The organism is Rhodococcus sp. 14-1411-2a (assembly GCF_002259485.1).
Taxonomy (GTDB): domain Bacteria; phylum Actinomycetota; class Actinomycetes; order Mycobacteriales; family Mycobacteriaceae; genus Rhodococcoides.
Genome location: NZ_NPGA01000009.1, coordinates 37,123 through 62,651, shown reverse-complemented (window position 1 = coordinate 62,651; position 25,529 = coordinate 37,123). Strand labels below are relative to the sequence as shown.

At 65.2% G+C, this 25,529-nt stretch carries 20 protein-coding genes; 11 read left to right on the top strand and 9 right to left on the bottom strand.

The window, feature by feature from the left end; genetic code table 11:
* Positions 1 to 56: 56 nt before the first annotated feature.
* Both CH291_RS05800 and CH291_RS05795 read right to left on the bottom strand, forming a co-directional pair.
* On the bottom strand, positions 57 to 263 hold the full coding sequence (locus tag CH291_RS05800) for a hypothetical protein (RefSeq protein ID WP_032392293.1): 207 nt from the start codon (positions 261 to 263) through the stop codon (positions 57 to 59).
* A gap of 182 nt (positions 264 to 445) precedes the next feature.
* Positions 446 to 961 carry a hypothetical protein gene (locus CH291_RS05795; protein ID WP_032392401.1) on the bottom strand — a complete coding sequence of 172 codons (516 nt, stop codon included), beginning with the start codon at positions 959 to 961 and terminating at the stop codon, positions 446 to 448.
* Between the two features lie 265 nt (positions 962 to 1,226).
* Here CH291_RS05795 and mobF point away from each other — a divergent pair, with 265 nt between their 5' ends.
* On the top strand, positions 1,227 to 5,330 hold the full coding sequence (gene mobF / locus CH291_RS05790; protein ID WP_230598349.1) for a MobF family relaxase: 4,104 nt from the start codon (positions 1,227 to 1,229) through the stop codon (positions 5,328 to 5,330).
* A 684-nt stretch (positions 5,331 to 6,014) separates the two neighbouring features.
* Here the strand turns inward: mobF and CH291_RS05780 are convergent.
* Positions 6,015 to 6,590: a CGNR zinc finger domain-containing protein gene (locus CH291_RS05780; RefSeq protein ID WP_032392403.1), complete on the bottom strand. Its 576-nt coding sequence runs from the start codon at positions 6,588 to 6,590 to the stop codon at positions 6,015 to 6,017.
* 391 nt (positions 6,591 to 6,981) lie between these two features.
* Between CH291_RS05780 and CH291_RS05775 the strand changes: the two genes are divergently transcribed.
* The 10 genes from CH291_RS05775 to CH291_RS05730 are packed head-to-tail and all read left to right on the top strand — an operon-like array spanning position 6,982 to position 16,725.
* Entirely contained in the window at positions 6,982 to 8,064 is a 1,083-nt protein-coding gene (locus CH291_RS05775; RefSeq protein WP_032392295.1) for an LLM class flavin-dependent oxidoreductase, read from the top strand.
* Positions 8,061 to 9,047 (top strand): ketopantoate reductase family protein, encoded by a 987-nt coding sequence (locus CH291_RS05770; protein WP_032392296.1) that lies wholly within the window; start codon positions 8,061 to 8,063, stop codon positions 9,045 to 9,047. Before CH291_RS05775 ends, CH291_RS05770 begins: the two co-directional genes overlap by 4 nt.
* Before the next feature lie 37 nt (positions 9,048 to 9,084).
* Positions 9,085 to 9,945, top strand: coding sequence for an ABC transporter permease (locus CH291_RS05765; RefSeq protein ID WP_032392297.1), 861 nt, complete (start codon positions 9,085 to 9,087; stop codon positions 9,943 to 9,945).
* Positions 9,946 to 9,950: 5 nt separating this feature from the next.
* Entirely contained in the window at positions 9,951 to 10,670 is a 720-nt protein-coding gene (locus CH291_RS05760; protein ID WP_032392298.1) for an ABC transporter ATP-binding protein, read from the top strand.
* Entirely contained in the window at positions 10,667 to 11,641 is a 975-nt protein-coding gene (locus CH291_RS05755; RefSeq protein WP_032392299.1) for an ABC transporter substrate-binding protein, read from the top strand. Before CH291_RS05760 ends, CH291_RS05755 begins: the two co-directional genes overlap by 4 nt.
* A 31-nt stretch (positions 11,642 to 11,672) precedes the next feature.
* On the top strand, positions 11,673 to 12,701 hold the full coding sequence (locus tag CH291_RS05750; RefSeq protein WP_032392300.1) for an ABC transporter substrate-binding protein: 1,029 nt from the start codon (positions 11,673 to 11,675) through the stop codon (positions 12,699 to 12,701).
* A complete protein-coding gene (locus CH291_RS05745; protein WP_218828291.1) occupies positions 12,698 to 13,810 on the top strand; it encodes an acyl-CoA dehydrogenase family protein in 1,113 nt (370 codons plus the stop codon). The genes CH291_RS05750 and CH291_RS05745 overlap by 4 nt, the downstream gene beginning before the upstream one ends.
* 10 nt (positions 13,811 to 13,820) lie before the next feature.
* Positions 13,821 to 14,504 carry an alpha/beta hydrolase gene (locus CH291_RS27120; RefSeq protein ID WP_032392301.1) on the top strand — a complete coding sequence of 228 codons (684 nt, stop codon included), beginning with the start codon at positions 13,821 to 13,823 and terminating at the stop codon, positions 14,502 to 14,504.
* A gap of 23 nt (positions 14,505 to 14,527) precedes the next feature.
* A complete protein-coding gene (locus CH291_RS05735; protein ID WP_032392405.1) occupies positions 14,528 to 15,352 on the top strand; it encodes a sulfurtransferase in 825 nt (274 codons plus the stop codon).
* Positions 15,349 to 16,725, top strand: a complete 1,377-nt coding sequence (locus CH291_RS05730; RefSeq protein ID WP_080735727.1) for an FAD-binding oxidoreductase — start codon at positions 15,349 to 15,351, stop codon at positions 16,723 to 16,725. Before CH291_RS05735 ends, CH291_RS05730 begins: the two co-directional genes overlap by 4 nt.
* A gap of 264 nt (positions 16,726 to 16,989) precedes the next feature.
* On the opposite strand, the gene CH291_RS05725 is transcribed toward CH291_RS05730, so the two are convergent.
* From CH291_RS05725 to CH291_RS05700, 6 genes are read right to left on the bottom strand one after another with little or no spacing between them, the layout of a single operon-like run.
* Complete coding sequence (locus CH291_RS05725) at positions 16,990 to 17,613, bottom strand: DUF4913 domain-containing protein (RefSeq protein WP_032392302.1); 624 nt, start codon at positions 17,611 to 17,613, stop codon at positions 16,990 to 16,992.
* Positions 17,610 to 19,457, bottom strand: coding sequence for a type IV secretory system conjugative DNA transfer family protein (locus CH291_RS05720; RefSeq protein ID WP_032392303.1), 1,848 nt, complete (start codon positions 19,455 to 19,457; stop codon positions 17,610 to 17,612). The genes CH291_RS05725 and CH291_RS05720 overlap by 4 nt, the downstream gene beginning before the upstream one ends.
* Positions 19,454 to 20,257, bottom strand: coding sequence for a hypothetical protein (locus CH291_RS05715; protein WP_032392304.1), 804 nt, complete (start codon positions 20,255 to 20,257; stop codon positions 19,454 to 19,456). Before CH291_RS05715 ends, CH291_RS05720 begins: the two co-directional genes overlap by 4 nt.
* The gene (locus tag CH291_RS05710; protein WP_032392305.1) at positions 20,254 to 21,750 is read right to left on the bottom strand and encodes an ATP/GTP-binding protein; all 1,497 of its coding nucleotides are present in this window, start codon (positions 21,748 to 21,750) and stop codon (positions 20,254 to 20,256) included. The genes CH291_RS05715 and CH291_RS05710 overlap by 4 nt, the downstream gene beginning before the upstream one ends.
* Positions 21,751 to 21,764: 14 nt before the next feature.
* Complete coding sequence (locus CH291_RS05705; protein ID WP_052053552.1) at positions 21,765 to 23,351, bottom strand: SCO6880 family protein; 1,587 nt, start codon at positions 23,349 to 23,351, stop codon at positions 21,765 to 21,767.
* A gap of 3 nt (positions 23,352 to 23,354) precedes the next feature.
* A complete protein-coding gene (locus tag CH291_RS05700) occupies positions 23,355 to 25,526 on the bottom strand; it encodes a hypothetical protein (RefSeq protein WP_032392306.1) in 2,172 nt (723 codons plus the stop codon).
* Between the last annotated feature and the right edge of the window lie 3 nt (positions 25,527 to 25,529).

Genomic DNA, 25,529 nt, shown 5'->3' with positions numbered 1-25,529 from the left:
GTCGAGCAACAGGCAGACCCTGCCGCAAGCTAGCCACATGATGCAGCTTCGACGACCTATTGGAAGGTGGTGCGCAACGCGCCGATGGCAACAGCAATGACTACGGCAAACATGATCGACGCAACAACCACGCCGATGCGAAACGCGCCGCCGGCGATGACTCCCGTTGCACGTAGGGGAGCGAACCGCCAACCTGACTCGGACTTTCGAGCTCGCCACAGCGCTCCTACGACGATCAAGCCGACGGCAACAAGTGCGATCACGATCGTGCACCTCCTATCGCAAGCCGTGTCCAACACCGAGCCAGCGACATAAATACATCGCCGTAACCATGTGCAGTGGGCGTGCGTTCTCATTGTGTTCTCGAAATATTGTTGTGTTGCACTGAGTCAGAGCCCTCGATGTGTGCGGTCGTGAAGCCTGCGGCGCTAGCTTCGCTTATATGTCAGGCGATGCTGCGCGCGCCCTCTCCATCCGCGCCTGCGTCTCCTTCTGTCGAAGGGTCTGCAGATGAAGTTAATGCGGAATCCCCAGGGCTCTCCAAATGTTCTTCTGTGCTACTCGCGTCACCCGCGTCATTCTCTGCAGCCGAACCGATATCGGGCCTGGCGGTCGAACGTGCCGACTTCGTCGATTTGACCAATCGCGTCGCTTCCGGCACCGAAAGATCCACCAGCGCAGCGATGCTGGCGTATGTCTCACCCCGTTTCTTGAGCTCTGCGAGTGCCCTTGCGCGTCTCTCATGCGCCGCGTCGAGTTTGGTTTCCGCGTCCCGCCGCAACCGCTCGATCCTCGTGGTCACATCGTCGTTGATTTTTTGTTCGTCGCGGGTGGCATCGAAATACGAAACCAAATCCTGCTCCTGATTCTTCAAGTGCATCTGCGCGTCCGACAGTCGCTGCGCATTCGCTCTCCGAGCCCGTTCCCGAGCGCTGACCGGTCCACCGTTCGAGGGAGTCATGTTGGACAGGCTACCGCCAACATGCTGGCCGGCGAAAGGGTCATACGCACCCACGGTCGCCCTGATTGATCTGTCCTGCTACAACTTTCGTCCCTCATCGTCCATGCACGTTCTAATTCGTCCGAAATCTAGATACTATCGACTTTAGATTCCCTGTATCGCTTCGCGAAATGAAAAACCAAACGCCACACACCTCTTGCACTATTAGTGTCCATGGGCGGAATCTGCGTACTATCGCGACTGTGCCGCGCGATTTAGAAGCAGAATGCGAGCGAGATCGGCCCGTGAGATCTCGTCGCACACCGCCTCGTCGGCGGCTGTGCCCGCGATGATGACTGTTCATGCGCTGCACGCGGGCGACGGCTACACCTACCTCACCCGCGAGGTCGCCAGCGCCGACATTCGCCTCGAACGCGGCCAAGACCTCACCGACTACTACGCCGAAGGCACCGAAGCGGGCATCTGGGGAGGGCGGGCATCGGCCGAACTCGGCGTATCCGGGTACGTCCGCGAGGACCAGATGAAAGCCCTGTTCGGCGAAGGACTGCACCCCGAAGCCCAGGCGTTGATCGACGCCGCCATCCTGGACGGTACGAAGGCGAATGCGGCGATCGAGAGCGTGCGGCTCGGCCGTAAGTTCGCGAGCTTCCGCAACGAAGTGCCGCTGATGAAGCGCATCCGCGCCGAGATCGACAACGACCGCGCCGCCGGCGGAGGGCCGCTCACCGCGGAGCAGTGCCAGCAGATCCGCTACCGCGTCGGAGCCGACGAGTTCCACCGCGAAGTCGGCCGATCACCGGCCAGCGAAGCAGAGCTCGTCCGCTACATCGCCTCGCAGCAACGCCGCGAACGCCAACCCGTCGCCGGCTACGACTGCGTGTTCACTCCACAGAAATCTGTGTCCGTTCTCTGGGGTCTAGGCGACGACGACACCCGTGTCGCGGTCGAGCGTGCACACAGCGCCGCGGTGAGCGATGCCATCGGCTGGGTCGAGGACAACGCCTCCTACACCCGCGTCGGCAAAGCGGGTGTCGGACAGATCGAATCGACCGGCCTGATGTACACCCGGTTCGATCACCGCGACAACCGCAACGGTGACCCGAACCTGCACACCCACGTCGCGATCTCCACCAAAGTGCAAGGCATCGACGGCAAATGGCGCAGCCTCGACGGGCGCGTGCTGCACAAGCTCGCCGTCGCCGCATCCGAACGCTACAACACCCTCATCGAGGAGTACGTCACCCGCGAGCTCGGCACCGTGTTCGCCGACCGACCCGGCACCGGAATCAACAAACGCGCAGTCCGCGAAATCGAGGGCATCCCCGCCGCACTGCTCAGCGAGTTCTCCCGCCGCGACGCCATCGAGTCACGCCTGGAAAAGCTCGTCTCCGACTACCGCAAGACCCACGGCAAAGACCCCTCGACCGCGATGCAGATGCGCCTCGCCGACCAAGCGACCCTGGAAACCCGCAACCAGAAAGCATCCCCGAAATCACTTGGTGCCCAACGCGCTGAATGGCGCGAACGCGCACTCGACGTCGTCGGCCGCCGCGCCCTGAACTCAGCCTTGAAAACGAGCACCGGGAACACGATCACCGTCACCGACGCCGCCGCGATCGACGACCGCGAAATCGCCCGCACCGCTGTCGCACGCATCGCACAGCAACGCTCGAGCTGGAACCGCTGGCACATCCAAGCCGAAGTCCAACGACAACTACGGCCACTGGTGTTCACCACCGCCGCCGAGCGTGACGCGGTCGCCGAGAAGGTCGCCGAAGCCGCGCTCGGCGGGGAGTCGATCCGGTTGACCCGGCAGGTCGACGCGACCCCGGCAGCGTTGCAGCGCAGCGACGGTGCGTCGATCCTGACCGTGCACGGCAACGAGACCTACACCAGCGCAGCGATCCTCGCCGCCGAACACCGCCTCGTCGGTGCCGCCCACACCCCGACCGCGGTCATGGCACCTGCCCACGCCTACACCGCCGCCCTCGCCGCGCACACCCAACGCAAAGGCTGGGATCTCGGCGCGGACAAGAAAGCACTCGTCGAGCACTTCCTGTTCTCCGGTGCCCTGCTGGCTGCCGGTGTCGGTCCGGCCGGCACCGGCAAGACCACCGCCATGCGCGTGGTCGTCGACGCGTGGCGCAGTACCGGATACGACGTGATCGCCCTCGGACCGTCCGCGAAAGCCGCCGGCGTCCTGGGCGACGAACTCGGTGTCACCGGCCGCACCATCGCCGACGTCCTCACCCGCTACGAGAACGAACTCGACACCGGCATCACCCCGGGGGCGATGATCCTCGTCGACGAAGCAGGCATGGCCTCCACCCACGATCTGGACCGGCTGACCTACATCGCCGCCGAGCACAGCGCAGTGGTCCGACTACTCGGCGACCCGCAGCAGCTCGCCGCCGTCGACACCGGGGGTGCACTGAGGCTGGTCGCTCGATCGAGCGCGGCACCGGAACTGGTCTTCGTCCACCGCTTCCGCGACAATGAAGAGGCCGAGATCTCGCTGCGTCTGCGTGACGGTGATACCTCTGTCGCGGCCTGGTACGCCGCGAAAGACCGCGTGCAGCACGGTATGGCCGACGACCTCGCCGAAAAGGTCTTCACTGCGTGGGCGCAGACCTCGGACACCGAGACGACGTCGCTGATGATCGCCAGCACCAACCACGCCGTCCGCGACCTCAACGATCGGGCCCGCACCGAACGACTCGCCAAGGGGCTGGTCAAGAAGGGCGGCAACGACCTCTCCGATGGACTGCGCGCCAGCGCAGGGGACCGCATCGTCACCCGCCGCAACGACACCAGCCTGCGCGTCACCGGCACACGTGGGGAACGGGTCCGCAACGGCGACCTGTGGACGGTCAAGACCGCGCACCGCGACGGCTCGCTGACCGTGCGCCACCTCGAACACGGCGGGCGCATCCGGTTGCCGGCCGAGTACGTCAAAGAGCACTGCGAGCTCGGTTACGCCGCCACCATCCACCGCTCCCAAGGCATGACCGTCGACCAGGTCCACGTCCTCGTCGACGACACCATGAACCGACAGGCCCTCTACGTCGCCCTTACCCGCGGCCGCGACGGAAACCAGCTGTACGTGCCCATCGACCGGATCGTAGACCCGCACCTGATCCACGTGCATCCGGACAAGAAGATCGCCGACGAAGTCGTGCGGACCATCATCGGCCGCGACGGCTCGGACGTCTCGGCGACCGAACAGCAACGCGACGCCGCCGTCGCACACCGCAAACTCGGCTACAACGTCGGCGGATACGAGTACGCGGGCGAACTTATCGACGCGCACCGCATCGAAGCGATCGTGCGCGAGAACATGGGTCCGGAGCTGGCGAACACGATGATCGGCGAAGCCGAATGGGACACCTTCGTCCACCAGTACCGCCGCGCCGAGCAGCTCGGCCTCGACGCCGCCCCCACATTGGCCGCCGCCCGCTCGGAGCGCGAACTCGCCAGCGCCGACTCCGTCTCCGCCGTGATGCACTGGCGACTCGAAAAGCACATCGAGAACGGCGCGGACGAGATGCACGCGTGGGCGCAGAGCATCGAACCGACGCTGCGGACACAGTTCGGTGAGCACGCCGAGACGATCCTCGGCGACGATGGGGCGTGGCCAGACCTCGCCGCCCATTTGCGCAATGCTGAACGCGCCGGCAAAGACCCCCACGCCGCGATCGTGGAACTGCGCCGCGGTGTCACCGACGCCGACCCGAGTGCAGCGGATCTGCTCGACGACTCCGAACGACGCTGGCCCCTCGGCCGAGAAGCACGCGACCACAGTGCCCCGAGTTGGGTGCTGCCGCCGATGCAGGACCGCGAGGGTATCGACCCCGAACTCGTCGCCTGGAGCCGACGCCGATACACCGAGATCGCCGAACGCACCCGCGAGCTCGGACAGAACGCCGTCGACGAACAACCCGCCTGGACCCGCCACCTCGGCGAGGTTCCCGACTCCGGCGGTGCCCGACTGCGCTGGCAGGTCACTGCCGGCCAAGTCGGGGCCTACCGAGAACAATTCGGCATCGACACCGATCGCACGCTCATCGGCGACCGACCCGAACACGGAGAAGCGGCCCGCGCGTGGGATCAGGTCAACGCCCGCATCAAGACAGTCACCGCGCCCGCTCAGGTGCCCGCACACGCAGGCCCCGGACAGCAGTCGGCACCGACCCCGCAATCCGCGACGCCCGATCCGACCGTCGACACGGACCGGGCGCGACGAGAGGCTGCAGAGCAACGCGCGACGGAACAACGCCGCCTCGCCGAGCAACGTAAAGCCGAACGCCGCGAACAACTGCGCCAACAACAGGCCCGCCGATCCGGACCAATCCGCGGACCACGTATTTGAGACCGCCTATCCGCACCTTCCGTCGCCATCAGCGACACCGAGCCAGAATCAATGCTTTGAACCTGGCCCGGTCCGCAGAAGGGCACTTTGGAATCAGGCGGCTAACCCCACGGGCAGCGACGAGGTAAACGAAGATTGCTCTCGCGATGGACGCGTTACATTCCGGTGGGACGAGCGTGCAGGTTGCGAAGTTTGACAGATACGCGACTGCGTGGCGGACAAGAGGTCTTGCTGATTACGGCTCTTACGGACTGACAGTTGTTCGTTTGAGCAAACTGAGTCGAAAGATCGACAGCACAAAATGTTGGTCGTGGCCGTTGGATCGATCGACGAGTGACAGGCCGCGGAACGAAAAGTGTTGTGGGAAAGTAGATGTAGCACTCTACTGCTAGCCCATGTACCAGAATTCGTTCTGGTACCTGTACACAACCCCCCCGTGGATTCGCGATGCGACTTCTCAGGAAGTTCGCGTATGTCGGTCCGGTGATCGAACGCGTGGGCGACCTTATCGACGGCAAAGCGTCCAAATTCGTGTGGTCGATAGACCCGAAACGGTTGCGGAACACAGCCTCGCGCAGATACGGTCATGTATCGTTCTGGCGATTGCCTGACCGGATCTGGTGGCACCGCCAACACGTCGTCGATCTGTTTGATTGCTACTTCTGAGCTCCTGGTACGAATTAGTCAGTTATGCCGAGCTCGTTCTCGATAAGCTGCTGAACTGGCCTTTTCTCCACATGCCGCCATCGAGCACCAGCGACGATTTCCTTGGCGGGATCGATCGACGAAATACAGTGAGCACTCGTGACCGAGGCAGCGGCGAATGCGGTCGCGGTACGGACCGGAATACAGATCGACGGCGTCGCGCGCGACGATCGATAGCACATTTCGTACATCGACCGATCCACCGAAATGACTGTTGGCTGCGTCGTAAGCGAGCAGTAGCGGGGGAGGTCCGTAGGACGCGGCACGGTTGATCGTGTCGATTGCGGCGGGTGCCGGCCTTGAGCCGTCCACTCGGGAGCGCGTCAAGTGGTTGAGGGCCTCACGCAATGCAATGGCGTCTTCGAGTCGATCCGGGGTGATCGGGTCGAGTGCAGGAGGTAGCCCTGCGACGAAGATCCAGGTGTGCAGTGCGTCGCTGTCGACCAGAAGTTCTCTTTCGTTCATGTCGCGCTTGGCGACCGTAGCGACAAAATCCAATGCCAGACTGCCGGATCGGAACGGAAAACCAAGTCTTCGTTGATCTTTGGTCTCCACCACAGGCGGACGACTCACAGCTTCTCCTTGCTCGGGCCAGTGCCACCACTGTTGTGGCCGGCTCCGCCATAGTCAACCCCCGAGGTGTACGTACGGCATCGATTTAAAATCATGTTGAGCACAACACATTCGCGTGAGGGTCTTGACAGGTCACCGACGTGTCGCGTTCAGTATTGCCTATGCAACGAGTAGGGATTCCCCTCACCCGCCGACGCGTCGTGGACTTCATGACGTTCGTCGGCGCGGATTGTCGCTGACTAGCTTCACCCCTCTAGCGCCACAGAGGCGCTGCGCTACATCACATCGCTCTTCTCCGGCCGTACGTGCCTGCGCCCATTCATCTCAGTCGCTCCACGCTGCCGTCGAGTAGCCACACCAAAGGATCTTCTTGATGCCTGTCGAGTTCATCAGTGCCAGCTTCGTCAACGATTCCACCGAACTGAACCCCACGTCGAGCACCGGAATCGATCCCAAATTCCTGGTTCGCTACGCCCGCGTCCTCGACGACGCCGGGTTCGACTACACCTTGCTTCCCTACGGATCGTCGGGGTGGGATCCGTTCGGCGTAGCCGCCGCGGTCAGCCAACACACCGAGCGGGTGAAACCGCTGGTCGCGCTGCGTCCGAACATCATGTATCCGACGGTTGCGGCCAAGGCGCTCGCCACGTTGGACCAGCTCAGTGGCGGCCGTGCGGCCGTGCACATCATTTCCGGTGGCGACACCGCCGAGCAGGCGCGGGAAGGCGACCGACTGGACAAGTCGGGTCGCTACGAGCGGTCTGCGGAGTACATCGAGATCTTGCGCAAGGTGTGGGCGTCGGACAAACCCTTCGATCACAGCGGTACGTACTACCAGTTCGAGGACTTCCATTCCTCGATCCGTCCAGCGGGCGGATCCATTCCGGTGTCTGTCGGTGGATCTTCCGCCGACGCCTACCGAGTCGGTGGGGCCCTGGGTGACATCTTCGGCTTGTGGGGGGAGCCGCTGGCGGAGACCAAGGAGCAGATGGATGCAGTGTTCGAGCAGGCCGCACTCGCGGGCCGGGTGGACCGCCCCCGCATCTGGGTGACGTTCCGTCCGATCATTGCGCCCACCGAGGAGCTGGCCTGGGAAAAGGCTCACCGGACGTTGGCGCAGCTGAACAAGTCCGGTGGTTGGTCGGCGGCCAAGCCCTCCACCGGCGCGCCGCAGAATGTCGGATCTCAGCGTCTGTTGGAGATCGCCGCACGCGGTGAGGTACACGACCGGGCGTTGTGGACGCCGACAGCGACCGCCACCGGAGCGCGCGGGGCGTCGACGGCTCTGGTCGGAACTCCGGAAACCGTGGCCGCGGCGATTCTCGATTACGTGGACCTGGGTGCGGAGCTCATCTCCATTCGCGGCTACGACAATCTCAACGACGCGATCGACTACGGCCGGTATGTTCTTCCGCTGGTTCGCCAAGAACTGGCCTTACGCGAAAAAGCAGCGTGAGTCGCTACGTCGTCGTCGGAGCCGGCGCAGTCGGGGCAACCTTGGCGGCCGAGTTCGATTCGGCCGGAATCGATTACGTCCTGGTTGCACGCGGGGTGTCGTATCGCGCGATTGCCGACGACGGGTTGCGATACGTCCGGCCGTCCGGTGAACGCACGATTCGGCTCCGCGTGGTCGATGGTCCGGATGCGGTAACGGTCACCACGGCAGACGTTCTGCTTCTCACGGTCAAGGCCCAGCAGGTCGAAGCTGCGGTGGCGCAATGGGCGTGGCGTTCGGTTGAGGGTTCAGAAGATGCTGTGGCGCAGACGATTCCGATCGTGACGTTTCAGAACGGGCTCGACAGTGAGCGCACCGCACTGCGCCGATTCTCCCGCGTCTACGGGGCGTCGATTCGGATCCCAGGAACTCACGTCGAACCCGGCGTAGTGGTGTCGGCGGGCGAGCCGTCCGTTGCGCTGAACTGGTTGGGATGCTTCCCCGGCGGGATCGACTCGACAGCGCAGACGATCGCGCGCGATCTGGGCTTCGCCCATATCCCTACCGATGTCGTCCCGGATATCGGGCAGTGGAAGGCCGCCAAGCTGATCGACAATCTACTCAATGCCGTCGATCTGTTTCGCGTCCATGACGCCGACATCGCCGAGATCGCTGCCGCAGTGCGGTCCGAGGCGGAGTCCGTCTACGCCGCTGCAGGAATCGAGGTGGCCGACTACGGCCGCTCCGCTCTCGATCTGGCTTCACTCGGTGTTGCCGACATCGAGGGCTACAGCAGTACTCGTAGATCCACCTGGCAGAGCGTCGTCCGCGGGTCGAGCGTGGAGACGGACTATCTCAACGGAGAAATCGTCCTGCTCGGTCGCCTGCACGGGATAGCGACACCGGTCAACGAGGCCCTTGCCGTCGCGGCGAACTCCGTCGCTGAGCCGGGATCGCGCGATCTGCGTGCAATTCTGCCCCACGCGAATGCCATCCCGGTATAGCTCTCCGTCCGAACCCCCATCGAAGAAACGAGTCACCATGACCGATTTGGCAGTTGGACGCCAACGGATCGAAGAACCAGTCGACGCCACCGCAGGACTGGTGGCCATCACGCCGCGATCGAAGCGGACCGTCTGGAGCCCACCCCGTGGGGTACGTCGAGCCCTGGGGCCGATCGCTCTCGTGCTCGCCTGGCACGTGTTCGCAGTCACCGGCGTCCTGCACCCCGATGTGCTGGCCGCGCCGCTCGACGTGTTGACGAGAGGATGGGACCTGTGGTCGGACGGTCAGCTGCCCGGCGCGATCATCGCCTCGGGTAAGCGGGTTCTGTTCGGTTTCGCGATCGGTGGAGTGATTGCGCTGACGCTGGCACTGCTGGCCGGGTTGTTTCGGCTCGGAGAGGATCTCCTCGACAGTTCGGTCGGCATGATCCGCATGATTCCCTGGGTCGGCCTGATCCCGCTGTTCATCATCTGGTTCGGTATCGACGAGACTCCGAAGATCGCCCTCGTGGCGCTCGGTGTCTGCTTCCCGTTGTATTTCAACATCTACGGGGCTATTCGTACTGTCGACTCACAGCTGATCGAGGCGGGCGAGACCCTGGGCTTGAAGCGAATCGGGTTGATTCGCCATGTGATCCTCCCGGCCGCACTGCCCGGGGCTCTGGTGGGACTGCGATATGCCCTCGGAACCGCTTGGCTGGCTCTGGTTTTCGCCGAACAGGTCAATGCGAGTGCCGGCATCGGATATCTGATGAACACCGGCCGCGACTTCTTTCAGACCGACGTCATCGTCGTATGCCTCGCGGTGTACGCGATTCTCGGGTTGATTTCCGACCAGCTGGTGCGCCTGCTGTCCAAGGCGTTGCTGTCCTGGCAAGCCTCATTCGAAGGGAAGTGACGACTATGACGCTGGCGGTGAGACTGCGCGGACTGTCGAAGACATTCGGTGACCGCAGGGTGCTCGAAGACCTCGATGTCAATATCGAGGCGGGCGAATTCGTCGTCCTGCTCGGTCACAGTGGCTGCGGGAAGAGCACACTGCTGAGGATACTTGCCGGGCTCGACCAAGACATCGACGGCGATGTTCGGGTGCCGAGCAAGCGTGCGGTCGGATTTCAGTCCCCGCGTCTGATGCCGTGGAAGCGAGTGTGGCGCAACGTCGTCCTCGGACTACCGGGACGACCGGACAAGGGATTGGCCGAACGATATCTTGCCGAAGTCGGTCTGAAGGACCGGGCAGGAAAATGGCCGAAGACACTCTCCGGCGGTGAGGCGCAGCGAGTCTCGCTGGCCCGAGCATTGGTACGCGAGCCGGACCTACTGCTTCTGGACGAGCCCTTCGGCGCTCTCGATGCACTGACGCGAACGAAAGCGCAGGCGTTGGTTGCCGATCTCTGGCGGAAGCACGGCTGCGCAGTGCTGTTGGTGACCCACGACGTGGAAGAAGCGCTGCTGCTTGCCGATCGGGTCCTGGTCATGGACCACGGGCGTATCGAACACGAGGTGCGTATCGATACCCAGCGGCCGCGAGATATCGGCTCCCCCGAATTCGTGACGAACCGTCGTCGACTGTTGAACTGGCTCGGCGTGGCCGACGCCTCCCAAGAAAAGGCTTCCGCGTGATCAAGTCCGTACTCCGCACCCTCGCGGTATTATCCATCGCTGCACTGACCCTCGGGGCATGTAGCTCCGAGGAGGACACCGATGCCCCCGCATCGGGAGTGACCCTGACCTTCGGCGATCAGGTGAAAGGCCTGCAGGTTCTGGCCGAGGCATCCGATGCGTTCGCCGGTGCCGACTACGGCATCGAGTGGGCTCAATTCCAAGGCGCAGCACCGCTGTTCGAGGCCGTGAAGGGCGGATCGGTCGACACCGGCTACGCAGCGGACCTGCCCACATTGCAGGCAATCAGTGCCGGCGTTCCGATCAAATCAGTCGCCGCATTCAAGAGTGACGGCAACGGGAACGTCATCATCGCGCGCGAGGGATCGGGGGTGAACTCCGTTGCCGACCTTAAAGGGAAGACGGTCACGGTCTCCTCGGCCAAGGGCAGTATCGCCGAATACCTGCTCGTCCGTGCGTTGGAGGAGGCCGGGCTGTCCTACAGCGACGTCACGATCCAGTATCTGCTCCCCACCGACGCCCAGGCGGCGTTCGTCAGCGGAAACATCGACGTGTGGGCAACGTTCGGCATCTTCGGGAACATCGGGCTCTCCCGCGGCGGCACACTGCTGGTCGACGGTACCGGCGGGCGCACCACCGGTATCGGAATTCTCAGTGCCACCGACGCTGCGTTGGCCGATCCCGCCAAGAAGACCGCGCTGACCGACGCGATCGCCCGACTCGACAAAGCCGTTGAGTGGGGACAAGATCATCCGGATCTGTGGGCGCAGGCGATCGCCAAAGCCAACAACACGCCTGTTGAAACTGCCGAAGTACTTGTGCAGCAGGGCAACAAGTCCACCACCGCGTTGACTCCCGACGTCGTGGCCGACATTCAAGTCGTAGCCGACACGATGCACGGCGTCGGATCTCTGCAGCCCAACGTCGACGTCGCCGCCACCAGCGACCCGTCTGTGTATCCCGTCCGATGAATATCTTGACCACTCACACGAAAGATCGACCATGACCGCACGAAGGTTGCTGCTTCCAGTTCTTGCCCTCGCGACCGCGCTGACGATATCGACGGCGTGCAGCAGTTCGCCCGACCCCGAGCCGACGTCCTCGGACGGTGTGGACTTGTCTTCCGTGTCGTTGAAAGTCGGTGCCACCGGCTGGAATGCACAGGAGCAGGCCTTGCAGGTCGCAGGCCTGGACGACACCCCGTACTCTCTGGAATTCGCCGTGTTCTCCGGTGGCGACCAGCAGCTGCAGGCGCTCCAGTCCGGCGCACTCGACCTCGCCCAGTCGAGTGAGATTCCGCCCATCTTCGCCGCGGCAGGCGGTACGGTCAAGTTCGACCAGATCGCGGTACAGACGGGTACGACTCTGTTGCAGGAGGTCGTCGTCGGAGGGGGCTCGTCGATCCGTTCGATCGCAGAGCTGCGAGGCAAGAAGGTCGGCTACGTCAAGAACACGACGGCCGCGTACTTCCTCAACGAGTTGCTCAAGGAGAATGGGCTGAGCTGGTCCGACATCGTGCCGCAGCCATTAACCCCCAACGACGGTCTGGCCGCACTGAACGGTGGGTCGATCGACGCCTTCGCGAGCTACGGCAACACCATCATCGCCGCACATCGATCGGGTGCCGAAACGATCGGTTCGGGTGAGAGCATCTTGTCCGGGAACTTCCCGTGGAGCGTGTCGGACGGGGTACTCGACCATCCCGGTCAGAAGGCGGCGGTAGCAGATCTGCTGGCGCGCTTGGACCGAGCGTATGCCTACATTCGAGACGGACATCAGCAGGAGTTCGCCGAGCGCACCGCCGCAGCCACGAACCAGCCCGTCGACAGTGCCCTCGCCCAGATCACCGACGGTGAGGCGCAGAACCCCACGAGCTTCGCGGTTCCGACGGCCGAGGTCGAGTCCAATCAGCAGAAGGTGGCCGATTCGCTGCGTGAGATCGGTGCCCTGCCGAACGAGGTGAATACTTCGGAGCTGTGGTCGGATGGTCTGAGTACCGAGTTGACAGCGGCGTTGGCGGCAGCGAAGTGACGACCGTCGAGCTGACTCGGATCACTGCCGACATCGCCGAACATGCGGCCGAGTACGACCGCACTGGGCAGTTTCCACAGGCCGGAATCGACATCGTGCACCAGGCGGGTCTGCTCACGGCCTCGGTGGCCGGACGATACGGCGGACGGGAGGTCGGCAGTCTGGAGTCCGCCCACATTCTGCACGCACTCGGAGAGGGTGATCCGTCCGTTGCGCTGATCGCGGCGATGACACTGTTCACTCACGCGGCGCAGGCGCGGACTCCCAAGTGGCCGGAGGAGTTGTACGCGCAGGTACTCGACCGATCAGCACTTGAGCCGACGCTTCTCAATTCAGCTCGAGTCGAGCCGGAGCTCGGTTCTCCGGCGCGGGGTGGACTGCCCGCGACCACGGCACGCAAGACTGCGACGGGCTGGTCGCTGACCGGAACCAAGCGGTTCGTCACGGGAGCCCACGGGCTCAGCTACTTTCTGGTGTGGGCCCGTACCGACGAGACCGACACCCGAGTCGGCACGTTCGTCGTTCGTGCCGACAGCCCCGGCATCACCGTCGGAAACAATTGGAACATGCTCGGGCTGCGGGCAAGTGGCTCCGTCGACGTCGAGTTTCTAGACGTCGACGTACCGGCCGATCACGTCATCGACCTTACCGATGCCGCCGCGGGTGGACAGGACAATCGCGCCGCCGCGCAGTTGAACACGGCGCTGGCTGCGCTCTACCTGGGTGTCGGACGTGCTGCCCAGAAGGAGTTCCACCGATTCGCGCACACCAGGGTTCCGGCAAACCTGGGTAAGCCGTTGGCAACAACGGATCGCTTCCGCGACCTTGCCGGCGAGATCGAACTGCAATTGTCCGGTGCCGAGGACCTGCTGTTCTCGGTGATCGAATCCGACGCCGAACCGACGCGGTTGCTCGGTGCGCGGGTTCTGGCGGTTCGGGCACTGACCGACGCCGTCGGCTTGGCCGTCCGCTCGATCGGTAATCCCGGGCTGAGCCAGGACAACCACCTGCAGCGGCACTTTCGTAACGTTCAATCGGCCGGTGTGCATGCGCCGCAGCAAGACACATCGATCGCCATCATCGGTGCCTCGGCACTGAAGTCTTCGTAGAGGATCAGTCATGACAGCCATAATCGAACGTCCGACACTCGAGTTCGACGAGCCGGTAGGCCTCGGCCCACGCGGAACACTGATAGTCCTTCCGGGGCGAGGAGACTCGCCCGGTGTCTACGCCCGGTTCGGTGCACGCATCGCCGTCGACGCGTACCGGGTGCGTGTGGTGCACGGCCCGGCAGAACTCGCCGATACGGTCGCGGCCGCCGTGGGCCCGGTGGTGTTGGTCGGTGTCGACACGGGAGCGATCGACGCGTTACGCGCGGTGCAGGACGACGGGATCGACGCTGCGGCAATGGTATTGGTCGGTCTACCCAGCGCGGGCGATCGAGGCCCGACCGAATGGGAAGACGAGGTCACGGCGCGAGCGAGCTGCCCGACCCAGCAGGCGCGTCTGCGCAGCGGCGATCTCGTGGAGGTGGGTCGGTTGGCTCGGCCCGTCGAAGACGACGTCGTATTGGCCACTACACGTCCGATTCTCGCGCTGCACGGTGCCGACGATTCGATAAGTCCACTGGCGCAAGCGAAAAGCCGCTACGCAGGTGCATCGAACGTGCGTCTGCTGTCGGTGGCCGACGGTCGACACGACGTACTGAACTCGCTCAACCACCGCACCGTCGCGGCCTCGGTGGTGCTGTTTCTGGAAACGCTGAGGGCCGAGACCGAACTGGTGAAGGAGGTCGCGCTGTGACGACTACGCACGGTAGCGAGAAGTTGCTTCTCTCCCCGGGCCGACTGAACGCTGCGCTGCACAGCGCCGTTCCGCCGGTGGTGCTCGATGTCCGGTGGGCCCTCGGAGACCTGGACGGGCACCGACACTACCTCGATGCTCACATTCCCGGTGCGGTGTTCGTCGATCTCGACACCGAGTTGGCCGCTCACGGCGAACCCGAGGACGGACGCCATCCCCTGCCCATCGTCGAGACTCTTCAGGCTGCGGCGCGGCGGTGGGGAGTGCGAACCGGCATCCCTGTGGTGGTCTACGACAACACCGGTAATCTGGCTGCCGCGCGGGCGTGGTGGCTGCTGACTTGGGCAGGCGTGGCGGACGTGACACTTCTCGACGGGGGATTGTCCGCCTGGATCGGCGAAGGCAACGACACGGTATCGGGAGAGCAGACCCCTTCCGAGCCGGGCGACATCGTGCTCACCGGGGGACATCTACCTACCATGACAGCCGACGATGCTGCTGTACAACCGGATTCGGGAACACTGATCGACGCGCGGGCGGCCGAGCGGTACTCCGGTGCGGCCGAACCCATCGATCCGAGAGCCGGCCACATCCCGGGCGCGGTGAGTCTGCCCACGGCCTGCAATCTCGACTCCGACGGCACGTTTCTCCCGGCCGAGGTGCTGCGTGATCGCTTCTCCGAGGTCGGTGACGACGTGGCGGTGTACTGCGGTTCTGGAATCACCGCAGCCCACGAGATTTTCGCACTGAAGCTCGCAGGTATCGACGCAGCGCTCTATCCGGGTTCGTGGTCACAATGGTCCTCGGACCCGGCCCGCCCGGTCGCCACCGGAACGTCGCCTCGATGACGGCGGTGACCGATACCGACTTCGTCGGCGAACTGAAGTCCAACTTCGGTCGAAAGGCGGTGTTCGACAACGCTGCTCTGTCGAGTCTGAGCATCGACAGGTCCGGTTGGGAGCCCGAGGGCTCACCCGTGGCGGCGGTGTTCGCGGAGTCGACCGGCGACGTGTCGGCGCTGCTGAAGGCCGCGGGAAGGTTCGGCGTTCCGGTCGTGACCAGGGGTGCGGGCACCGGGCTGTCCGGTGGGGCAGTCGCGCGATCGGGTGAAGTGGTGCTGAGCCTGGAAAGAATGAACAGCATCGTCGAACTGTCCGAGCAGGATCAGATCGTCCGAGCGCAGGCCGGCGTGATCACTGCCGACATAGATTCGGCCGCAGCGCGAGTGGGGCTTCGCTACGCTCCCGATCCGGGAAGTGTCGCGATTTCGACCATCGGTGGCAACATCGCCACCAATGCCGGCGGTCTGAGGTGTGCCAAGTACGGGGTCACCAAGGACTCGGTACTCGGACTCGAAGTGGTGCTCGCCGACGGGCGAGTGGTGAGAACGGGCGGGCGCACCGTCAAAGGTGTTGCGGGGTATGATCTCACGTCACTGATCGTCGGATCCGAGGGAACGCTCGGTGTCGTGACCGAAGCTACGCTGCGATTGCGACCCGCCCCCGCGTCCACCGACACGGTCGCAGCATTCTTCGGCTCGGTGGGCGAGGCTGCCGCTGCTGCGTCGGCGATCACTGCGGCCGGATTACAGCCGTCGGTATGTGAGTTGTTGGACTTCGCGTGCCTTCGCGCCATCGATGCTGCCGAGGGAACTGCATTGAGTGCGAGAGGAAATGCGTTCCTTCTGGTTCAAGCAGACGGTGCCGGATCGGGGCCCGAGGCTGCTCTCATCGAGGGCTTGCTCGGACCGTTGGCGAAGCACGTGGAGCGAAGCGTCGATGCGCAGTCCGCAGACGAGTTGGTACGCATCAGGCGTGGTGCGTTGCCTGCTCTGGAGCGGCTCGGCCGAGTTCTTATCGAGGATATCGCGGTGCCGCGATCGCAGCTGGGTCCGATGACCGACCGTATCGAGCGCATCGCCGACGCGCACGGAGTGACAGTTGCGACGATGGCCCATGCTGGTGACGGAAACCTGCACCCAATCTTCGTCGTCCCGAGTGGGGAGATACCGGCCGAAGTGTGGACTGCGGCCGGGGAGGTATTCGGTGCAGCACTGGAATTCGGTGGCACCTTGACCGGTGAGCACGGCGTCGGTCTGCTCAAACAACAGTGGCTCGGCGACGAAATCGGTAGCGACGTCAGCGAATTGATGCACGGAATCAAATCCGTGTTCGATCCAAGCGGAATTTTGAATCCCGGCAAGGCCCTCCCAACGCGATGACGGTCCTGTCAGTGTCTGGCTGGATACCGAAACAGCGCGGATCGCGTCAAGATCTGCCAATCGATCACCCCGGTAATCGCAGCACGAGCGAAGTACTGAGCTGATGGAACTGGACACTGCCGATCAATTCAAGGCCAACACGCCAGCCGATATCGGGGCGGGGAGTGTAAAGCCAGTGCCTGGGATGCTGGTTCCCATTCGGGCGCGGCGACCGGCACCCCGGCTGCGTACTCATGCTGTAGGTCCACAGTTCGTGGACTTCGATCAGGTATACGGAGCCCAGGCACCCATGCGGGCGTTGAAGGTCCAATCGATGCCCTCGAACATCACGGGGCTGTCGGGGTCGGCGGGGTCGAGTGGTTCGGCGAGGCCGGAGTCGATGGCCATGTCCATGTCGTCGGCGGGGATGGTGCGCACTTCCTCGGCCGCGGTGACGTCGGCGACCGGTGCCGGCGGGGCAGCAAGTGGTTCGGGGCGGGCGCCGACGTCGGCGTCGACGAACCCCTCGATGCCGGCGAGCGTGGCCGGCGGCAGCGGGCGGTGCGCACACTGATCGTGGGTGCAACTGTCGAAGTCCGAGATGTCACGAACGCGCGCCATGAGCGGCCGAAACCACTGGGTGTGCCAGGCGGTGAGGTCGTCGCGGTACTCGTCACCGCGGTAGTAGGCATCGGTCCACGCCGCCATCAGGGCGCTCAGTTCCTCGACGACGGGATCGTGGCGGTACCAGCACGGCGGGATCTTGGTGCCGAGCTCGTAGCGCTCCCGCAGCCACGTAGTCCAGTCGATCAGCTCCGACCACAGGGCCCGCGCCCGCTCGGCATCGAGGTACCGCCAGGTGAACCGCGACGGCACCAGCTCTTCCTGCCCGGCCCCCGGTGCGGTCACGACAGCGTCGTCCCGTCACTGACCTTGTCGGGCACCACCGCACCGGACCGGACGTCGGTACGAGGCGCGGTGCCCGACGCCACGATCTCGTCGAACACCTTCTGCGAGCGCAGCACCGCGGCACGTGATTCCTTCTCGTCCCACACCGTCGGCAGGTGCACCAGGATCGGCGGCGCGGTCCGGTAGATCAGCAGACCCTGGTAGGGGTCCATCTGACGGATCTGCGCCGGCGACATCACCGGTACCTCTCGCAGCGTCGGCCCGGACCGGGCGTTCCCGGAGGGCTGCCACTCGTACCGGTCGCCGAGCATCTTCGAGATCGCCTGCAGCTCGTCGCCTTTGAGGCCGGGCAGGATCAGGCGGGCGGGGGAGTTGTCGGCGAACATCTTGCCCGCGACCGCGCCCCAGCGGAGCTTGTTCTGCTCTTCGTTGTGGGCGTAGGCGTGGATGGTGATGCCCCGGCCACCCGAGTCCGACATCAGATCCGGCAGGCCCGGGATCGGGGCGACGTTGTTGACTTCGTCGAGCTCGAACCGGATCGGGGGATCGAATCGGCCACCGGGCAGGGACTGCGAATGCCGGTCGGCGAGGTGGTGCACTTCGCTGGCCAGGGCCGCGATGAACGGTGCCGCAGAATTGTCCTTGCCCTTCGATACCAGATGCAGCGTGTCCGCGCCGGATCGAATGAACTCGTCGATATCGAACGACTCGCGCATCGGTACATCGACCGCCTTGAGCAGTGCGGGGGAGGCGAGCGGGGCGAGGAGTCTGCTGGCCGCGCCGATCATGTCATCGGAGGAGTCCGATCCGGAGTCGAGGATCTGGCCGAGTTCGGCTTCCCAGCCGGGCATCGTCCGCATCAGGATCTCACGTGGTTCGCGGCCTTTACGCGAGTTCACCCAGACGCGCAGCGTGGCCAGATCCGCACCACTGATCGCGGCCGCGTGCAGGTAGCAGCGCAGCAGCACGACTGCTTTGTCTTCCCAGTAGCCGCCGTTCTTGGTATCTCCCATAGGCATTGCCGACACCAAGCTCTGCGCGCGTCGGATCGCCACGTCCGGGTCCTGGCAACCGGAGAGGATCGACCAGCGGATCGGGTCGGGCCATCCGGTGGTGTTGTCCGGATCGAAGATCGACACCCGCCCGAGCGCGGCGCGGTGCTCGTACGTCGCCGAGATCAGATCCACTTTCGTCGACGTCACCAGCAGTGCACCGGGTGCGTCCATGCAGCGCCGATACGCCACGCGCCAGGTCTTACCCGAGCCGGTGACACCCTCGACGAGCATGCAGTCGTTCTGTTTGATGTAGACGACCCTGTCGGGGTCGACCATGTTGCGGCCCAACGCGATCGCGACCTCGCTCGCGTCCAGCCTTGAGGCCCGCGTGCCCTTCAACGACGAACGGGTGGCGACGGCAGCGGTGCGAACACTCTTCTCGTCGATACCTGCCCGGGCGAGCTCATGTCGGCCGGCGAAACCCCGTTGCGCCTGACCGCGGTGGTGCTGCCAGTCGTCAATCTCGGAGCTGATCCACAGCGCCACAGCGGTATACAGCGCACCGAGCACCAGAATGCACACCCACGTCACCCACGCCGGGCCCGGCTGCGCGCTCGCCGGCCACGCGGCCGCGGGGTCCGACGGGTTCGTGACCAACCCACGGAAGATCGAGAACAGCTCACCGAGGCTGGTGGGCATCGCGATCACCTTGCCCGAGACCAGCGAGGAGACCATGCCGCCGCCGGCGACAGCGAACACCACACCCACGATCAGAGCGGCACCGACCCAGACCTCGGACGGAACGAACGGATCGCTGGGCCTACGGGGAGGGGATTGCATCGCACTCATCGAACTGTCCTGTCGTCGGTGGAAGGGACACGCCGGGAATAGCTTTCGAGCACATGCAGCTCGGCGGCGAGACCGACAGCGCAGTCCGCGTCGGCCACCGGGTCGAGGGCGGCGAGGTTGGCTCGTAGTCGGGTGATCCGGATGTACCGGACCACCGCGGCGGCGTCGGTATCGGAGACCGGGTCGGAATGGGTGATCTCGTACCGCCCCTGGTCGGGGAGGTGCGTCACGGTGGCCGGGGTGCGTTGACCACTGCGCTCGGTGATCGAGCGGGCAAGGTCGTGCGCGAGGCGGTGCGCGAGGTCCGGTGCCCACTGTCCGAGCAGCACTGTCGAGTTCGGCAGCGGGTCGGGCCGAGTCGAGAGCACACGCACGTCGACGCCGGCTTCCGCACTCACGCGGCCATCGGGGCCGACGCCGCCCTGCCACTGGATCGGCAGGGCGACGCCGTCGACGGCGGCACGCAGGTAGCCCGGTGCCGGTATCCGCGCTGTGCGGACGCCGGCGCTGTAGGCCGGGATGGCGGCGAGTGCGCAGGCGATCTCGCCCGCGGTACCGGACACACAGACGTCGTCGGCACCGTCGGAGACTGGAGTGTGCGTGATGGTGACGGTGATGTCGGGCCAGTCGAGGCCGGCGGCATGGCTGACGGCGAATCGCGCTGCGGCCGAGGGGGACGCGAACCGCCTCTCCCCGCTCGCGCAGGTGTAGTCGTACCCGATCGGGGCCGGCGAGCTCACGCGCACGTCGATGGTGCGGGAACGCCGGGCCGCTGACGAGGAGGGCGATGAGGTGCTCATGCTGGCTTGACTCCTTTGACGGCGGCATCGGTGTCGGTGAGGGCGATCTCCTGCGGTGAGCGGACGTGTTCCATGAGGATCGGGTCGGACGAGCCGATCTTGACCAGGCATTCGCCCTGGCCCAGGCCCATGATGATGTCGATGGACCCGGGCGGCAGGTGATACATCTCCGCGGTCTCGCGGGCGTCGTCGTAACGTTCCTGCGCGAACAGGAACACGATTCCCGCCTCCTGCATGAGCGCCCGAGCGGGGGAATCGTGGGGCATGTCCGAGGGGTGATGGAAGGCCGAAACGGTCGACAGGCCCAGTCCACGAGAGAGTTTCATGTTCGACCGGAACACAGTGCCGGTCGATCCTTCGGCGACGTGCCAGCCTTCCTCGACGATGAGAATGGTCTGCTTGGACACCGACGAGCGTGCCGCGAGCAGGTTCGCCAACCAGGTGTTGATCACGGTCATCACCACCCGCAGCGCAGGCCCTTCGGTCGGCAACGCGGAGACGTCGAAGTGCGCGAAGGGGTGCTCGAGCGCCTCCCGGACCTCCGGGGAGGTTTCTGCGTCGACGAGGCCTTTGAGGTCCCTGTCGACCAGGCGCAGCAGGGCCAGGCCCGGCTCGTAGCCCCATTCGAGCGAGCGCTCGGACCAGCGGTCACCGAAGTACGTTCCGTCGTCGGTGGACGGCTCGACGAGGCGGCGGGCGAGATCCTCGAGCACCGGTGCGCGACCGGACGCGGCGGCGTCGGCGTTGACCAGCTCCAACGCTCGGCCGACGGCGCTCTTCTCCGGGGTGGTCAGCGGGCGTTCCATCGTGTCGGCGAGGACGGCGAGCACGAGGGCTTCCTGACCGGCCGGGGTGACACCGTCGAGGCCGCCGGCGTGTTCACCGCCGGTGGTGATCGCGGGATCGAGCAGGTTCAGCCTGGCACCGCCGCCACCGGTTTTGAACCGGACCGATTCCACCCCGAGGGTGCGGGCGAAGATGGAGTACTCGCCCTCGCTGCCCTGACGTTTCTTGTCGATGACCACCACCTGTCGGCCGAAGATGATCTGCCGCCACAAAAACGCGGTCTTGATCATCGACGACTTGCCCTTGCCGATGTCCCCGACGACGCAGACGTTGATGTTGGAGATGTCGGTGCCGTAGAGCTCGAACGGATCGGTGATCACCAGGTCCTGGGAGATCCGGTTCAGGCCGGTCACCGCTCCCTGGTGGCGGGCACTGCGGCGGCTGATGGCCAGGTTCAGCGCTTCGGACTGCCTGGTCGTACTCCACGCACCTTCGGAGCGGGGTTCGTACCATCCGTAACGGTCGAGGAGCGCGAACCGCCGAGGTGGCTTACGGCGGGCAATCCGCTGGGGGAGCGCCTGCGCGGCCTCGAGGACGGCACCGCCGTCGCCGAGTCGTTCGCGATCGCCGCCGAGCAACCGCGGGCGTACCGGTTGCTCGGTCGCGGCCGGTCGAGTGTACGGACGATGGGTGGTGTGTTGCGGCATCGAAATCTCCTGGGCTACTTGGTGTAGCGCGTCACGGCGAGACCGCGAGCGAAGGGAAGGGTGGTGAACAGGGCGACGTCGTGCGTGTCGTCCTGCCATGTGATGGTTTTGATTGCCGATTCGTCGGCGGCTTCCTCCACGCGCATGCAGGCCCGCTCGAGGTCGTCTTCGTCGCGGCCGGTGACCGCGACGGCGAGGGAGTAGATGGTGCCGTGATGGCCCGAGCCGGGCATCAGATCGGCGCGTCGACGCCCGGACGCGGTGGCCATCACTTCGGCCGAGCCGTCGCCGGTGATGCCTTTGCGTGCGGCGCTTTCCTGCGCCGCCTTGTCCTGGGTGAAGTCTTGGCTGGCCGCTTCCCGGGCGACGGCGTCGGGCACGAAATCGACTCGGACACTGACTGTTCGGATCGTTGGTGAGGGCGGGTTCTCGTCGTCGCCGATGTCGGGGCCGACCCCGGTCAGCAGCGGCGCGAGCCACAACGGGCCCAGCGGAATGGGTTCGATGCTCGCCGGCGGGAGGAACCCGACACGGGTGTGCCAGCGGCCGGATACCACCACCGAGTCGTGGCCGCCGACGTAGGAGGGCCAGCAGTTCGACCACCGCGCCCCTTGGTGGCGATCGAGTGGGTTCGACGGGTCGATGAACGCGCGGATCAGCGCACAGCTGCGCTGCTTACCGAGGACCTGGACGCGGCCCATGCCGGCGGCGACGAGTTTGCTCACCGCGCGCATCGTCTCGTCGCGGATCACCTGGGCGACACCGCCTTCGAATCGGGCACCTTTCCCGCCCGCCGCCCGCGCGGCTTCGGCCTCGAAGTGGTCGGTCTGTGGGAATTTGAGCACCACGTACGCCCGGTGCTCTTCCGAGTGCGGCCGAATGGTGTCGATGAGGTCGCCGTAGGACTCCACCGGTGCCCGCAAACGCATGTCGCCGAGCTTTTCGACTTCCCGCTCGACCCAGTCCTCGTGCATGGTCAGATCCGCGGGAATGGAGCGGTGGATCAGCTGCACTCCGCGGATGAGCGAGGTCTTGCGGGCCATCGAGGCGCTGAACAGACCAAACTTCTCCGAGGTCGTCGCCCAGGCCGCGTCGGTGCGCAGCCCGCCGGCCAGGCCCTGCACGGACAGTACGACCGTGTAGTAGGCCCGCTCGCCGGGGTTGGCGGTGCGGACGATGAACATCTCGTCCAGGCCGGTGCCGGCGACGTCGAGCGGGGCGGTCCGCCCGAGCGGGACCGGGTACTCCCAGCCGGGGTCGAGGTCGGCGATCCCGTAGGCGGGGTCGTCGGCGTTGCGGTAGACGTGCTCCCCGCGCCGCATCCGCGCCCAGTTCCTCAATCGGTGCAACTGCCGCGACGCCAGCGAGGTTTCACCGAATTCGTATGTCGAGGCGAACACCCCGACGTAGAACACGGCCACGAGCCCGACGGTCATCGCGCCGCCTCCGGCCGCGAAGTAGTACACGACGCCGATGATCAAGGCCGCGGTCCAGGTGATGAGCACCGGTGCCGAGATCCCGGTCATGCCGCGGCGTGCGATCTCACCGCCCAGGATGGAGGTTCTCTGCTCGCTGTCGTGCTCGACGGTCTCGGTCGACATCGCTTACCTGCCTTCGGCTTCGGACGGAGCGGACTCGGCACTGGATTTGGCTTTGTTCATCGCCGCCGCTGCGGACTGCGCGGCGATCGGCACGGCTGCGGCCCCGGCCGAGGCGACCGTCGCGGCAGATCCCGTCGCGAGCTTTCCGCCGAGTCGGCCGGCCATACCCATCGTCGAGCGCTTCGGTGTCGACGCCCCGCCTTTGTTGGCGCCGCTGTGGGCGGCCCCGGTGGTGTGGCCGGGGGTGGAGTTGTTCGTCGGGGTCGAATGCGCGGATCGGGTGGCCTTGTCGACGCCGTCGCCGGAGCGGGTCGAGCGCGGTGTGACGGTCGACCCGCCTCCGCCACCTCCGCCGCTCCGGCTGCGGAACAGGGCCGAGCCGCCCACGCCTCCGATGACACCACCGGCGACGGAGCCACCGCCGCGGCCGAATCCTTCGGAGTCGGCCTTGGTCGGCAGGATCGGTGCCCACGCGAGCATCGACCACGGTGCCAGGCCGACGACGACCATCGAGGCCCCGACGAGCACGAGAGCGCCGAGCGAGGTCAGGTCTCCTGAGCCGCCGCCGCCCGAGAGCAGAGCGTTGTTGGCCCCGGCGAGCACGATCGCGATGAGCAGGAACAGCATCGGCTTGCTGAGCACGATGCCGACGAAGGTGAACAGTGGCCGCAGCGCCTTGGTCCGCCACGTCGGGTGCACCCACATGCCGTAGCCGATTCCGGCGACGCATGCGGTCAGCGGAAGCCCGATCTGGTGCATGAGCAGACCCAGATAGACCGACATCGCACCGAGCAGCAAGATCCCGAAGAAGACCAGGCCGACGATCGAGCCGCCGACGACGGTGTCCTTGTTCAGCGTGCCCATCGTGGCGTAGATGTTCTGCACCATCTCGGTGATCGTGGAGCCGCTGAAACTGGCGATGCCCTCGGTGAGCACTGTCGCGAACTCGATCAACAGTTGAGCCAGGGCCAGGGAGAACAGCATCATCACCACCCCGGCGGGCATGTAGCCGAAGACGTTGGCCACCAGCTCCGACGGTGAGCCCTTGTGCCGCGATCGCATGATCGCCAGCAGGACCGCCACCGCCATGACCATGATTCCCAGACCCGTCGATCCGGCGTAATGGGTCACGAACCATTGCTGGGTGGGATCGAAGTCGCCGGTCGAAGTCAGCCCACGCAGCACGGCGTCGGTGAGCGAGAGGGCCCCGCTTTTGGTGGCGTTGACCCAGTCGTCGATGACGGTGGTCGGATCGGTGACGAAGTCGACGATGTCGTTCGCAGCCCCCGAGATCCAGGAGAATGCCTGCAGGTAGGCCTTGCCGAGCTTGTACTGCGGGGTGGCCGCGATGACCTTGCCCAGGGTGTCCTCGAGGCGCTCGGTGAACGAGGTGTTCTTGTCGATCCAGTTCGCGGTGCCGGCGAACAATCGTCCGATCGACAGATTCCAGTCCTGGCAGCGGCTGGCATCTGCCCGTTCGGCTTTCGAGCAGTCGACGAAGAACGCGTGCATGCAGTACTGGTCGCCCGAACCCTGTGAGCACGGGTCCGACCAGGCGGCGTCGGGCACCTTGTCGGCACCGGGCAGCGCTTTGATCGCGGTCAGCGAGTCCGCGTCCGGGCTCTGCGCCCAGGCGAAGCCCCACGTGCCCCATTCCTTGGTTCCCCACCGGGCGAGGTCCTCGGCGCACGTTCCCGTCGGTGGGTGAAAGCTGGTGTCCCCGGCTGGGAACACCGTCGGCAGAGCGTCGGCGGGTGGTTCGGTCCCGTCGGCGACGGCCTTACGGGTGATCTCGGCTGTGGCGAGGGCCTGCGCATCGCTGCCGACCGCGCTGGCACCGCCGAGCATGGCGACCTTGTTCTCATCCGATGCCGTCCAGTACAGGAGCCGGTTTTCGTTCGTGAGTGCTTGGGAGATATAGGTTCCCAGGTCGCCGCCGCGGTCTCGGCAGTCCCCTGCGAACCAGGGCCCGCTCCGAAATTCCTCGGTACCGCCGATGAATTTCTTGAGATCGTCCGGGAAGTGCGCGGGCAGCCTCGATGCCGGTTGCTGGGCGGTGACCGCACCCGGTGCGGGAGCGGGAACGGCGGAAGGCTGGGCGAGCGCAACAGCGGATGACCCGAACAGAGCCACCAGTGCGGCAGTGACCGCGATGAGAACGAGACGGCGAATCATGTT

Excerpts from the sequence above, each read along its gene's own strand:
- CH291_RS05795 (WP_032392401.1), bottom strand. The coding sequence starts at position 961 with ATGACTCCCTCGAACGGTGGACCGGTCAGCGCTCGGGAACGGGCTCGG.
- mobF (WP_230598349.1), top strand. The coding sequence starts at position 1,227 with ATGCGAGCGAGATCGGCCCGTGAGATCTCGTCGCACACCGCCTCGTCG.
- CH291_RS05775 (WP_032392295.1), top strand. The coding sequence starts at position 6,982 with ATGCCTGTCGAGTTCATCAGTGCCAGCTTCGTCAACGATTCCACCGAA.
- CH291_RS05765 (WP_032392297.1), top strand. The coding sequence starts at position 9,085 with ATGACCGATTTGGCAGTTGGACGCCAACGGATCGAAGAACCAGTCGAC.
- CH291_RS05760 (WP_032392298.1), top strand. The coding sequence starts at position 9,951 with ATGACGCTGGCGGTGAGACTGCGCGGACTGTCGAAGACATTCGGTGAC.
- CH291_RS05750 (WP_032392300.1), top strand. The coding sequence starts at position 11,673 with ATGACCGCACGAAGGTTGCTGCTTCCAGTTCTTGCCCTCGCGACCGCG.
- CH291_RS27120 (WP_032392301.1), top strand. The coding sequence starts at position 13,821 with ATGACAGCCATAATCGAACGTCCGACACTCGAGTTCGACGAGCCGGTA.
- CH291_RS05730 (WP_080735727.1), top strand. The coding sequence starts at position 15,349 with ATGACGGCGGTGACCGATACCGACTTCGTCGGCGAACTGAAGTCCAAC.
- CH291_RS05720 (WP_032392303.1), bottom strand. The coding sequence starts at position 19,457 with ATGAGTGCGATGCAATCCCCTCCCCGTAGGCCCAGCGATCCGTTCGTT.
- CH291_RS05715 (WP_032392304.1), bottom strand. The coding sequence starts at position 20,257 with ATGAGCACCTCATCGCCCTCCTCGTCAGCGGCCCGGCGTTCCCGCACC.
- CH291_RS05710 (WP_032392305.1), bottom strand. The coding sequence starts at position 21,750 with ATGCCGCAACACACCACCCATCGTCCGTACACTCGACCGGCCGCGACC.
- CH291_RS05705 (WP_052053552.1), bottom strand. The coding sequence starts at position 23,351 with ATGTCGACCGAGACCGTCGAGCACGACAGCGAGCAGAGAACCTCCATC.
- CH291_RS05700 (WP_032392306.1), bottom strand. The coding sequence starts at position 25,526 with ATGATTCGCCGTCTCGTTCTCATCGCGGTCACTGCCGCACTGGTGGCT.